Raw genomic sequence first — 12,994 nt, forward strand, 5'->3', positions numbered from 1 at the left:
ATGATCAACAATATAAGCTCATAGAGAGGGGAAATAAAGAAATGAAAAAATGGTTAAAAGGCAGTTTCTGTATCATTATTAGCAGCGCAATTCTGTTAGCTGGGTGCAGCACGGGCAATAAAACGAATCATGCTGGGAATGAAAGTGGGGGAGAACCGAAAAATTTCAATACTAGCGGCTACCCGATTGTAGGTGAGAAAATCACTTTGACGATGATGGGGGCGAAAGCGGCCATTCACGGGCCTTGGGAGGACATGGTATTATTTAAGGAAATGGAAGAAATGACAAATATCCATTTTAATTTCAATACACCTCCAGCAGCTAACTATCAAGAGGCTAAGAATTTGGCGTTCGCAAGCCAGCAATTGCCGGATGTGTTTTTCAACGCTGGTCTTACACCTGACGATGAAGTTACATACGGCAGCCAAGGTTATCTGGTTCCGCTGGAAGGATTGATCGAGGAGTACGCGCCGAATTTCAATAAACTCATGAAGGATAATCCGGATATCAAAAAGTCGATCACCACCGTGGACGGGCATATCTACTCCCTTCCGCTCATTATCGATGAGCCTCGTGCGTTCGTTCCGAGCAGATTGTGGCTGAACGGGGACTGGATGGAGAGTTTGGGGATTACAACGGAGCCAACGACTACGGATGAACTGTATGAGCTGCTGAAGCGGTTCAAGAACGAAGACCCCAACAAGAACGGCAAAAATGACGAAATTCCGATATCCAGTGAGAAACTGGGAGGCTTCCAGAGCGTGCTGCTGCCAGCATTCGGCTTGCTTGGCCGTGAAGTGGAGGTAAAGGACGGGAAGGTCCGCTTTAATCCGGTGCAGGATCAGTACAAGGAATATCTCACTTACTTAAACAAACTGTTCACAGAGAAGCTGATGGATGAGGAAACCTTTGTACAGACGTCCCAGCAAATGACGGCCAAAGGCAATTCGAACCAAATCGGTGCTTTCCCACATTCATCTCCAGATCTCGTCCTGAAGGTGGATAAACCGGAAGACAATTTGAAGCACCCCATGCTTGGGACGCTGACCAGTCCGGTCAACAGCGAGAAGCTGGCGATGAAATCATCGAAAATTCGCCGCGGTACATTCGCGATTACGAGTCAGAATAAGTATCCTGAGGCAACGATGCGGTGGGTCGATTATTTGTACTCCTCCGAAGGCAGCAAGCTCGGGATTTACGGAAACAGCATCAAATGGCTGGATGACGCCAAAACGAAGTGGGAGTTCGATTTTCCTGAAGGAATGAACAGTGAGGAATATCGGGCGAAGTTAACCCCGGACTGTGGCGGACAGCTGCCATTGATCAAGGAAAGAAAATTTGACGCTATGCGTGATAACGGCAAAGGGCCGGATTACAACAAAATGGTGGACGAGAAATTGAACCCTTATGCGGTTCAGGCATACCCCGATGTGTATTTCAGCAATGATGAGCAAAAAAGGCTGAATATCATTAAGACGGACATTAAAACCTATGTCGATCAAATGGAAGCGAAGTTTGTCGTTGGCCAGGAGCCGCTCACGAAGTGGGACGATTATGTGAAGATGATTAACAAGATGGGTCTGGATGAAATGCTGAAGATTTATCAGGATGCCTATGACCGCTGGAACAAGTCGGAATAATTAAGATGAAGAACCGTGATTCATGATTTTATTTCAGGTTAAATTATTTAGTGTCACGGAAGTATTTCCATACCGGATTGGCTACCATAAGGCTAGTCGAGTGCGATCGGCACCCGCATTATAAAATGACTACCATTCTGGGGGGATAAACATGTTTCACTATACGGTAGAAACGGATAAGTCAGTAGACGATGCCATTGCTGCATTGGAACAAGCGTTGGCCGAAGAGAAGTTCGGTTTGCTGTGGCGATTCAGCATTCAGGACAAATTGAATGAGAAAGGCATCGAGTTTGATCAGAAGTACGAAATACTGGAGGTATGCAATCCGGTTGAGGCGAAAAAAGTGTTGAGCGAGAATGACTTGGCCGGGTATTTCCTGCCTTGTAAAATCGCCGTTTATGAGTTGGAAGGGGGAACGAAGATCGGGCTCCCGAGACCCACGGCGCTTATTGGCATGGTGGAGAATGAATCCTTTGAATCCCTGCGGGGCATTGCCCAGGATGTGGAGAAACGGCTTATCGCTTGTATCGATAATAGCAAATAAATTCTCGCATTTGGCGTGAGTGAAAAAGGATGCCGGCACGTTTGTGCTCTGAACGATCAAGTTGATTACATCCATGGCATTTTACAGAAGAGGCCACCTTCTAAAGGCTCTGACAGAAGGTGAAGCCTCTTCTGCTTCTATATAAAGGGTTACAACCTGCAGGCTCACATGTTGCTCCATTTATCAGCGGTTTACGGTCTTTTCCTGTGGCGTACATTCGTTGACAGAACACGGGTCTGGTGGTATCCTCCAATCAAAGACGGGGTTTATCCGGATCAAATGAATCAATCCGTATTTGTCCCCTTGGCGAGGGAGTGAGCTCTCCCAAGCGGAACGGTTACGGCAGCCATTTCTAAATACCGTAAGCCTTTAAGCTCTTCGCATGAAGAGTTTTTTTCTTTTATATTACAACGAAAAGAATGTGATGACAGATGTTGGTTCGATTACGAACCCAAATGAACGGCTTGCTTCAACAGCATTTATCCGGGGAGTCGATGGACTACCGGCAGATTTTCTCTTTATTTTTCCCGATATTGATCGACCAGGCATTCATCATCGGGTTGAACCTGGTCAATACGGCAATGATCAGTTCTTCGGGCGTATCGGCGGTCAGCGCCGTGAACATGGTGGACTCCCTGAACATCTTCCTGATCAATGTGTTCGTAGCGGTGGCAACCGGGGGCACCGTCGTTGTCGCGCAGTATAAGGGAAGCGGCAATGCCTTGATGGTATCCCGCGCTTCTGCGGCCACCGTTACATCGGTGGCGATGATCGCTTTAGCGATCGCGCTGCTGATCATTGGGCTTCACCAGCCGGTGCTGAATCTGCTATTCGGCTCAGCGTCACCCGAGGTGCTGGAGAGTGCGCGGGTTTATCTGATCGGAAGCAGTACTTCCTTCATCGGAATTGCCATCGTGCAGGCCGTTTGCGGCGCGCTGCGGGGGATCGGTAAGACCCGGGCTTCACTGGCGTTGTCGCTGATCATGAACCTGCTCTACGTTCTGCTGAACATCGTTTTCATCACCTTGCTGAATATGGGTGTTATGGGCATGACGCTGGCGATTAACATCGCCCGTTTTGCCGGTGCGGCCTGCGCGCTCTACTATCTGTTCAGAGTGGATGCCACGCTGCATATCCGCCTGCGGGATTTGTTTCACTTTCCTGTATCCATGCTGCGCAAAATTATGTTTATCGGACTTCCGTTTGCAGCTGAGCAGATGTTTTTTAACGGGGGAAAGCTCTTAACTCAAGTGTTTATTGTCAGCTTGGGTACGTACGCCATTGCAACGAATGCGATCGGGTCTTCGCTTGCGGCCGTTTTCCAAATTCCAGCCAGTGCGTTGTCCTTAACAATTGTGACCGTCGTCGGTCAATGCATCGGCCGTGGAAATATAGCGGATGCCCGGAAGTTTATCAAATCTTTTCTATGGCTGGGTGCAATCTCGCTGGCCTTGATGGGTTTGATTTTGATGCCGCTCTACCGGCCGCTGGTTGGGTTGTTCAACCCACCTCCGGAAATCGTGAACGATCTGTTTGTGGTGCTGTTGATTAACACCCTTGTACAGGTTCCACTATGGTCAATAAGCTTTATTCTGCCTTCGGCGCTGCGTGCGGCGGGCGACTCGCGTTTTACGTCGATCACTTCGATGCTGACCATGTGGCTATTCAGGGTGATTCTCGGTTATATTATGGGAATCGTTCTGGGCTGGAGCATTCTCGGAGTATGGCTGGCCATGAACTGTGAATGGGGCGTAAGGGGAGCGGTCTTCCTATGGCGCTTCCGCGGCAAGAAATGGTATGCGCACAAGCTGATTTAAGCCATTATCTATTTCATATAATGCAGAAAAGCCCCGGATTTTCGGGGCTTTTCTGCATGTTTTTTGATGTAACCAGCATGTCCATCGATTCCATACAGATTTAGTTAGGAGCGATTAAGACGGCTTATAAACCGCTGCGTACGTTTTCCAGCCGCCGTCCAGGTTCTTCACCCGGAATCCATGCTCGGCCAAAATACGCGCCGCCAAATATCCGCGCAGCCCAACCTGGCAAGTCACGTACAGCGTTTCATTCTCCGGCAATTCCTTCAGCCGGCTGCGCAGATCGTTAAGCGGAATGTTGATGGAACCTGGGATATAACCGGCTTCTCTTTCCTTAGGCTCACGGACGTCGATCAAGGTTGCACCGTTTCCTACCAGATCGTCGATCTCGTCCCATTGTACGGCTTCAACCAAGCCATCCAGCATGTTGGATGCGACATATCCTGCATAGTTGACAGGGTCCTTGGCAGAGGAATAGGGGGGAGCGTAGGAAAGCTCCAGCTCCGTCAAGTCCCACACGCTGAGATTCCCCTTGATCGCTGTCGCAATCACATCGATACGTTTATCCACGCCATCTGCTCCAACGGCTTGTGCGCCATAGATTTGTCCTGTTTCCGGATGGAATAACAGCTTTAATGATATCGAATACGCCCCGGGGTAGTATCCGGCATGTGACGAAGGATGAACGTGGATAGCCTGGTAAGGTGCATTCATCTGCTTGAGACGTTTTTCATTGGCACCTGTCGCAGCAACCGTCAGATCAAAGATTTTGGCGATTGAGGAACCGAGTGTGCCTTTGTAACGGTTGTTTTTTCCATAAATATGATCTGCAACAAGGCGTCCCTGCCGATTGGCAGGTCCCGCGAGCGGAATGATCGTGGGGCTCTGAAGGATGAAATCCCTCACCTCGATCGCATCTCCGATGGCATAGATGTTCGGATCAGCCGTCTGCAAATACTCGTTCACTCGAATCCCCCCGCGATCATTGACAGGAAGAGCTGCATCTACCGCCAGTACATTCTCGGGACGAACACCAATAGAAAGCAAAATCATATCGGTTCTTATTTGTTTCCCGCTGGAAAGTTCAATTCGTTGTCCGCCGTCATGGAATGCCCGAACACCATCCTCAAGTATTAAACGGACTCCTTTTTCCTTAAGATGCGAATGGACGATAGCAGCCATCTCGTAGTCGAGAGGAGCCATAACCTGATTAGCCATTTCAATGACAGTCACCTGAATGCCGCGATCGGCCAGATTCTCTGCCATCTCAAGTCCGATAAACCCGCCGCCAACAACAACGGCTTCCTTGGGGTTGTCATTATCTACAAATTGTTTGATTCGGTCCGTGTCCGGGATATTGCGCAATGTGAATACGTTGCGAGATTCCGACAGGCCGGGAATATCCGGCACAATCGGCTTCGCTCCGGGCGACAGGATCAGGTAATCATAACTCTCCGTGTAGGTTTCTCCGGTTTTAAGGTTTTTAATCGTAACCATCTTCTCATCACGCTGAATGGAGGTAACTTCACTTAGATTCCGTATATCCAGCTGATATCGGCTGCTGAGGCCGGGTACGGTTTGAACCATTAGTTTATTGCGATCCAGTATAGTTTCTCCTATATAATAGGGCAGGCCGCAGTTGGCAAACGAAATATATTCACCGCGTTCTACTAAAATAATGGTAGAGCTCTCATCCAATCTCCGTAGTCTGGCTGCTGCCGAGGCCCCTCCAGCTACGCCGCCGACAATGACGATTTTTTTGCTCATGGTCTATTCCTCCCTGAATTGGCGTATATTATGAATTGAATTTGTATACCCTATGGGGTATCATAACATATAGCAGCCATGCTGTGTGTGACAAATATCAAACAGGATAAAACAAGTGGTGAACAGACTAGTCGTTATGGATATGTGGCATCACACACTTGACAATATACCCTATGGGGTATATATTAATATCATGTAAAACAATATGGATTCTAGGTTAAATATAATAACAACGTATATGGACAGGAGGGATTCGAGATGGATTACAATGATCAGATGAAGAATCGGGTGAAACGCATCGAAGGTCAGTTGCGCGGCATCCTGAAGATGATGGAGGAGAACAAGGATTGCAAGGACGTGATCACCCAGCTTTCGGCAACACGGACGGCAATAGATCGCACGATAGGCGTCGTAGTCAGCTCAAACCTTGTCGAGTGCGTACAGAAAGCCGAAGAGAGCGGGCAGGACACAGAGAAGCTTGTGGTAGAAGCGGTAAATCTGCTCGTAAGAAGCAGATAATCGAAGGACCTAACGCTTTGATCCATATCAAGATGGAAACTACAACATGATTGACACGACATTCAATATCATTTAATATACCCCTATGGGTATTTAATTTATAATATATTTTTTCATCACTTCTAAGGAGGAATTATAGTGAACGCGGATAAAGTATTGGATGCAACAGGCTTGGCATGTCCTATGCCAATCGTGAAAACGAAGAAAGAGATGAAGGATATGGAACCAGGTCAAGTGCTTGAGATTCATACGACCGATCAAGGCGCGAAGAGCGATCTGGCCGCATGGGCCAAGTCGACAGGCAATGAATTGCTGGATCATCAAGAGGACGGCGGTGTGTTAAAATTTTGGGTTAAAAAGGGCTAAATTTTTTTAAGTTCCATCATACCCCTGGGGGTAAGGGTAAGGTGGATGTCCGAATTTCATTAATCATTTCACAGGGGGAGATCATAACGTGACAGAACCAAAAAAGACAACGATCGTATTATTTAGCGGCGATTATGATAAAGCCATGGCTGCCTATATCATCGCAAACGGCGCTGCCGCGTATGACCATGAGGTAACGATATTCCACACCTTCTGGGGGTTGAACGCACTGCGTAAGGAAGAGGATGTGCTGCTGCCTAAGAAAAAGAGTTTTATGGAGAAAATGTTCGGGAAAATGATGCCGCGCGGGTCCGATAAAATGGGACTCTCCAAAATGAATTTTGCCGGAATGGGTCCCAAAATGATTAAGGGTGTGATTAAGAAGCACAATGCCGTTCCGCTGCCGCAATTGATTGAGATGGCACAGGAGCAAGACGTGAAGCTGGTCGCATGCACCATGACGATGGATCTGTTAGGTTTGCAAAAGGAAGAATTGCTTGACGGCATTGAGTACGCGGGTGTTGCGGCGTATTTGGGTGATGCCCAGAATGGCAATGTGAACTTGTTTATCTAATGGAATAGAGGCGATTATGCCTCTATAAAGAGAGGAATTCAAGATGAATATACTCAATATCATGTTCATTGCACTAATTGTCCTGTTTTTCGTATGGAGAACTCTCCCGGCCAAGGGAGTCAGACAAATTACCGCGTCACAGCTGAAGCATGAGCTGAAGGACACAAACAAACAGTTCATTGATGTCCGTACACCGGGTGAATTCAAGGGAAATCACATTCGGGGTTTTCGAAATATTCCACTGGATCAGCTTCTGCAGTGCAGCGAGTCGCTTTCCAAGGATCAGGAAGTTGTATTGATCTGCCAGAGTGGTATGCGAAGCAAAAAAGCCAGCAAATCATTGAGGAAGTCAGGTTTTGAGAAGGTGACCAATGTCAAAGGCGGCATGAGTGCCTGGTCCTAAATTTGTAATAGGGAGTTGTTTATCAGCATGAGAGAGATTTCTCCAAAAGCAGTTGAGCAGAAGTTGAATGATGGGGTTACTATGAATATTATCGATGTGCGAGAAACGGAAGAAGTCACAGAAGGGAAAATTCCGGGCGCCATCAACATTCCGCTGGGTTTGATTGAATTCCGCAAGCAGGATCTTGATCCATCAAAAGAATATGTCATGGTTTGCCGATCCGGTGGCCGCAGCGGCCGGGCAACGGAATACTTGGAGGGCCAAGGCTATCAAGTTGTCAACATGACGGGCGGCATGCTTGCATGGGAAGGCAAAACAGAGTAGCTGTGTTCACATTTGAGAAAGATTAGGTGTGTTGGGAGCACCTTTTTTTTGAAATAAAATATACCCCAGGTGGTATATAAAAAATAATACGATGGAGGTTCGATATTATATGACAGCAATTGAATCCAATGTAAAGCTTGACGCAAAAGGGCTGGCATGCCCGATGCCCATCGTCCGCACGAGAAAAGTGATGAAGGATCTGGAAGGCGGTCAAGTGCTGGAGGTTGAGGCAACCGACAAAGGGTCCAAGGCCGATATGAAGGCATGGGCTGAAAGCACAGGACACCAATATCTCGGAACGATTGAAGAGGGTGATGTTCTGAAGCACTATTTGCGCAAAGCTTCCGGAGAAGAAACGGCAGAACGAACCTATCCGCATGTAGCGGATCATGCACAGCTGGAGGAGAAACTGCAGTCCGGTGCACCAATCGTTGTTCTGGATGTGAGGGAAGCGGCGGAATTTGCCTTTGAGCATATTCCAAATGCGGTATCCATGCCGCTTGGTGAACTGGATAAACGTATGGATGAACTGAACAAACAGGATGAGATCTACGTCATCTGTCGTACCGGAACCCGCAGTGACATGGCAGCTCAAAAGCTTGCAGCTAACGGCTTTACAGGCATTGTGAACGTAGTGCCGGGCATGAGCGGTTGGGGTGGACAAACGAAGAGCTTGAACGATTGATCAAATGGTTAAGAAGCCCGCCTGTTAAAGCATGCTGCGTGATTCCGAGCTTTAAAACGCAGGTTGAAGCATTTATAGATGATTACTGAACTTACGAGGAGGAATAACAACATGACAGTAAGAGAAATGAAAGCACAAGAGGTGGCCATGAAGGCGATTCAGAAAGAGAGCCTGTTCATATTGGACGTAAGGAACCCTTCGGATTTCGAAGATTGGAAGATTGAAGGCGAACGAATTCAGAATTTGAATATCCCTTACTTTGATTTGATTGACGGGGTGGAAGATATTCTGGATCGGATTCCGTCCGATCAAGAAGTACTCGTAGTATGTGCCAAGGAAGGATCGTCGGTGATGGTGGCTGAGATGTTGGCCGAGCACGGCCGGAATGTCGCGTACTTGAAAGGCGGAATGAAAGCCTGGAGTGAACACCTTGTACCACTGAAAGTCGGCAACTTGGCAGACGGCGGCGCGCTCTATCAGTTCGTTCGAATAGGAAAAGGCTGCTTGTCTTATATGGCGGTATCGAACGGGGAAGCAGCATTGTTTGACCCAACCCGCATGACGGAGGTTTATCTTGAATTTGCTGAGAGCATTGATGCAGAAATTAAACATGTGTTTGATACCCATCTGCATGCGGACCATATTTCCGGTGGTCGAATGATTGCCGAGCAGACGGGGGCAGTTTACTGGCTTCCGCCGAAGGATGCCGGCGAGGTTGTGTATAAGTACGAACCGCTAGAGGATGGTAACGAGGTGATGATTGGCAGCACCAGAATCCGCATTGAGGCGCTTCATTCCCCGGGTCATACCATCGGTTCCACTTCGTTTGTTATCGATGATCAGTACCTGCTGACAGGCGATATTTTGTTTATCGATTCCATTGGCCGCCCGGACCTGGCAGGTCTTGCAGAGGATTGGGTTAGCGATTTGCGGGAGACGCTTTATGCCCGTTATACCGAATTATCGGATGATTTGATCGTGCTGCCAGCCCATTTTATGATCATGGAAGAACTGAATGAGGACGGAACGGTTGCGAAGAAACTTGGGGAACTTTACCGGGAAAACCATGGTCTGAATATAACCGATGAAGCAGAGTTCCGAACGATAGTAACGAAGAATCTGCCGCCACAGCCTAATAGCTATCAGGAAATCCGTCAAACGAACATGGGGAAATTGAATCCTGACACGGACCGGCAGCGCGAGATGGAGATCGGACCGAATCGGTGTGCGGTGCGTTAATTCTGACCAGACAATCCGTTCTTTATAGATGGATTAACAAAATATTCCCGAAGGATGCTCAGTTCAGAAGTCAGAACAAGATGGAGCCTGGAACAACACAGATTATAAAGAGAAGGGGAACCAGTATGGCTTCCCTTTTCTAAAGAAGTAAGGGGGCAACAGGGTGGAACTGAATATAACCTTCATCATCACGATATTTTTAATCGGATTCATTGGCTCATATATTTCCGGAATGGTTGGCATTGGGGGTTCGATAATCAAATACCCGATGCTGCTGTACATCCCGCCGCTGTTCGGTCTTGCGGCATTCACGGCACATGAAGTGTCGGGCATAAGCGCCGTACAGGTATTCTTTGCCACGATCGGCGGCGTTTGGGCGTACCGTAAGGGCGGATATCTGAACAAGACGCTCATTATCTATATGGGGTCAGCCATATTGCTGGGCAGCTTTATCGGCGGCTTCGGCTCCAAGATGATGAGTGAAGGCGGTATCAATCTCATTTACGGAATACTGGCACTTATTGCAGCCGTTATGATGTTCATTCCTAACAAAGGCGTGGACGATATTCCGCTGGACCAGGTCAAGTTCAATAAGTGGCTCGCCGCTGGACTGGCTCTTGCGGTCGGAATCGGAGCCGGTATCGTCGGAGCGGCCGGTGCTTTTCTGCTCGTTCCGATTATGCTGGTTGTATTGAAAATACCAACCCGGATGACCATTGCAACCTCGCTGGCGATCACCTTCATCTCATCCATTGGCTCAACGGTGGGCAAGCTGACCACGGGACAAGTGGATTATATCCCGGCGCTCATTATGGTTGTTGCCAGTCTCATCGCTTCTCCGCTTGGAGCGGCAGCGGGCAAGAAGATGAATACGAAGGTCCTGCAGATCATGCTGGCAGTTTTGATCCTGGCAACCGCCATCAAAATTTGGCTGGACATTCTATGATTGCGGGCTCCAGGTGCTTCCTGACTGTCCCTGATAGAACCACTATATATCACATACAAAGAGGCTATTCCCGAACCATTCGGGGGCCTTTTTGGTGTATTTAAGGAAAAGACACACGTGATGACTCGTAGCACATCATTTCCTCCTCCCGGTGTTCATATAATGTTCATCATGGCGTTTGATGGAGGTACGATAGGAATGGGCAATGTACGGAGCACGGTAGATGTGGAAATCATGAAGCTGACTGACTTCTTCATGCAGCGGCAGCATCAAGACGGGTCATGGCATTTTTGCTTTGAGAACGGAATCACGATGGATGCTTATACGATCATCCTCTTTCGAATATTGGATATTCAGGATGAAGGGCTTATTAGACGTTTGCATGGTCGCATCCTTTCCGAGCAAACGCCTGAGGGCTGCTGGCGATGGTATCGGGACGAAGAAAAAGGTAACTTATCCGCTTCCATCGATGCTTATTATGCACTGCTCTATTCAGGGTATAGTGAACCCACGGACGAGCCGCTGATGCGGGCCAGGCGTTACATTCAATCGAAAGGTGGACTAGGGAAATCCAACAGCATTTTGACGAAGGCGATTCTTGCTGCGACGGGACAGTGCAAATGGCCGGCATCGATCTCGTTCATACCGATGGAAATCATCCTCTTCCCAACGTATTTGCCAATGAATCTCTTTGAGTTCTCGGGTTATTCCCGCGTCCACCTTATTCCTATGCTGATCATGGCTGACCGTAATTTCTCCATATCAACCGATAAAGCACCGGATCTATCCGATTTGTTCGATTCCCGCCAAAATCACGATGAGCCTTCCCCCCAGGAAAATCGGGAGATCGTGGAAAGTATACGACTGGGTCTCAGCAGACTGCTCGGGACTCCCCGTTATATCCATGAAGCCGCTCTGCACAAGGCAGAGCAGTTCATGCTCAATCGGATTGAATCGGATGGCACGCTTTACACTTACGCAAGCAGCACGATCCTCATGTTATTTGCCTTTCTTGCTCTGGGTTATGATAAACGCAATCCGCTCATCATGAACGCTGTTCAAGGGTTGACGGCGATGCAGTATCGCTATGAAGATAAAGCAACGATTCAGAATTCACCTTCCACGATCTGGGATACGGCCTTGATTTCCCATGCGCTGCAGGAGGCCGGTGTTCCCGGTGATCGTAAGTCAGTACAGCGGGCGGGCGCATATCTTGTATCCAGGCAGCAGGACAAAGCGGCCGATTGGAGTGTTCATAACCGGGATACGATTCCCGGCGGTTGGGGATTCTCCGAGACCAACACCCTGAATCCCGATGTAGATGACACAACGGCGGCTTTAAGAGCGATTCACAGCCTATCCCAGACCGATTCTGTATATCAGGATTCATCGGATCGAGGACTGAACTGGGTCCTTTCCATGCAAAACAAGGATGGCGGCTGGCCCGCGTTCGAGAAGAACACCGACAAGGAAATGCTCACATGGCTTGCCATAGACGATGCCCAATCCGCCGCCATTGATCCCTCGGGAGCCGACCTGACCGGCCGCACGCTCGAATACCTCGGGAAGTTTTGCGGATTCGACATGAAATACGATTTCATCAAACGGGGGGCTGACTGGCTTATTTCTCATCAGGAAAAAGACGGATCATGGTATGGGAGATGGGGGATTTGTTACATTTACGGTACCTGGGCAGCGCTGACGGGTCTAAAGGCTGTGCGCCTTCCGGCAGCCCATGAGGCGCTCCAAAAAGGAGCGGAATGGCTCACACGGATTCAGAATCCGGACGGGGGATGGGGAGAATCCTGTACCAGCGACCGAGTGATGCACTACACGCCCTTAGCGGAAAGCACGCCCTCCCAAACCGCATGGGCACTCGATGCACTCATCGCGGTTCTGCCGGAACCGTCTCCTGCCGTGGATAAAGGAATAAACAAGATGATTGAATTGCTGCAACAAGATGGTTGGGCGACTACATACCCAACAGGCGCAGGGCTTCCGGGCAACTTCTATACGCTTTATCACAGCTACCGGTACATTTGGCCGCTCCTGACCCTGAGTCATTACAAGAAGAAATACGGGGCTTGAGGAGTTACACTGCATTTATCTGATAGGAATGGTAATATGGTGTTGTGGAGTTGGGCTTTAGCCCGTACAGAACCATAATGAT

At 48.6% G+C, this 12,994-nt stretch carries 13 protein-coding genes; 12 read left to right on the plus strand and 1 reads right to left on the minus strand.

The window, feature by feature from the left end; translation table 11 throughout:
* Positions 1–41 precede the first annotated feature (41 nt).
* The 3 genes from MHH48_RS12580 (at position 42) to MHH48_RS12590 (ending at position 4,001) form a co-directional block, all read left to right on the plus strand.
* Positions 42–1,640 (plus strand): extracellular solute-binding protein, encoded by a 1,599-nt coding sequence (locus MHH48_RS12580; RefSeq protein ID WP_076321085.1) that lies wholly within the window; start codon positions 42–44, stop codon positions 1,638–1,640.
* Positions 1,641–1,791: 151 nt separating this feature from the next.
* Positions 1,792–2,184 carry a DUF302 domain-containing protein gene (locus MHH48_RS12585; RefSeq protein ID WP_076321086.1) on the plus strand — a complete coding sequence of 131 codons (393 nt, stop codon included), beginning with the start codon at positions 1,792–1,794 and terminating at the stop codon, positions 2,182–2,184.
* Positions 2,185–2,615: 431 nt separating this feature from the next.
* Positions 2,616–4,001, plus strand: a complete 1,386-nt coding sequence (locus MHH48_RS12590) for an MATE family efflux transporter (RefSeq protein WP_076321087.1) — start codon at positions 2,616–2,618, stop codon at positions 3,999–4,001.
* A 114-nt stretch (positions 4,002–4,115) separates the two neighbouring features.
* Here the strand turns inward: MHH48_RS12590 and MHH48_RS12595 are convergent, their stop codons facing one another.
* Positions 4,116–5,768 (minus strand): CoA-disulfide reductase, encoded by a 1,653-nt coding sequence (locus MHH48_RS12595; RefSeq protein ID WP_076321088.1) that lies wholly within the window; start codon positions 5,766–5,768, stop codon positions 4,116–4,118.
* A gap of 258 nt (positions 5,769–6,026) precedes the next feature.
* Between MHH48_RS12595 and MHH48_RS12600 the strand changes: the two genes are divergently transcribed.
* The 9 genes from MHH48_RS12600 to shc all read left to right on the plus strand — a co-directional run bounded on the left by MHH48_RS12600 (position 6,027) and on the right by shc (position 12,912).
* Positions 6,027–6,287: a metal-sensitive transcriptional regulator gene (locus MHH48_RS12600; RefSeq protein ID WP_076321089.1), complete on the plus strand. Its 261-nt coding sequence runs from the start codon at positions 6,027–6,029 to the stop codon at positions 6,285–6,287.
* A 138-nt stretch (positions 6,288–6,425) separates the two neighbouring features.
* Positions 6,426–6,653, plus strand: coding sequence for a sulfurtransferase TusA family protein (locus MHH48_RS12605; RefSeq protein WP_076321090.1), 228 nt, complete (start codon positions 6,426–6,428; stop codon positions 6,651–6,653).
* Between the two features lie 88 nt (positions 6,654–6,741).
* Positions 6,742–7,227, plus strand: coding sequence for a DsrE/DsrF/DrsH-like family protein (locus MHH48_RS12610; protein ID WP_076321091.1), 486 nt, complete (start codon positions 6,742–6,744; stop codon positions 7,225–7,227).
* A gap of 43 nt (positions 7,228–7,270) precedes the next feature.
* Entirely contained in the window at positions 7,271–7,630 is a 360-nt protein-coding gene (locus tag MHH48_RS12615) for a rhodanese-like domain-containing protein (protein ID WP_076321092.1), read from the plus strand.
* Positions 7,631–7,657: 27 nt separating this feature from the next.
* Complete coding sequence (locus MHH48_RS12620; protein ID WP_076321093.1) at positions 7,658–7,954, plus strand: rhodanese-like domain-containing protein; 297 nt, start codon at positions 7,658–7,660, stop codon at positions 7,952–7,954.
* 109 nt (positions 7,955–8,063) lie between these two features.
* Complete coding sequence (locus MHH48_RS12625; protein ID WP_076321094.1) at positions 8,064–8,639, plus strand: sulfurtransferase TusA family protein; 576 nt, start codon at positions 8,064–8,066, stop codon at positions 8,637–8,639.
* A gap of 111 nt (positions 8,640–8,750) precedes the next feature.
* On the plus strand, positions 8,751–9,878 hold the full coding sequence (locus MHH48_RS12630; protein WP_076321095.1) for an MBL fold metallo-hydrolase: 1,128 nt from the start codon (positions 8,751–8,753) through the stop codon (positions 9,876–9,878).
* A gap of 169 nt (positions 9,879–10,047) precedes the next feature.
* Positions 10,048–10,824: a sulfite exporter TauE/SafE family protein gene (locus tag MHH48_RS12635; protein WP_076321335.1), complete on the plus strand. Its 777-nt coding sequence runs from the start codon at positions 10,048–10,050 to the stop codon at positions 10,822–10,824.
* Between the two features lie 198 nt (positions 10,825–11,022).
* On the plus strand, positions 11,023–12,912 hold the full coding sequence (shc, locus tag MHH48_RS12640) for a squalene--hopene cyclase (protein ID WP_076321096.1): 1,890 nt from the start codon (positions 11,023–11,025) through the stop codon (positions 12,910–12,912).
* The last annotated feature ends 82 nt before the right edge of the window (positions 12,913–12,994 follow it).

The sequence above is a fragment of the Paenibacillus sp. FSL F4-0100 genome (assembly GCF_037993005.1).
Taxonomy (GTDB): domain Bacteria; phylum Bacillota; class Bacilli; order Paenibacillales; family Paenibacillaceae; genus Paenibacillus_AQ.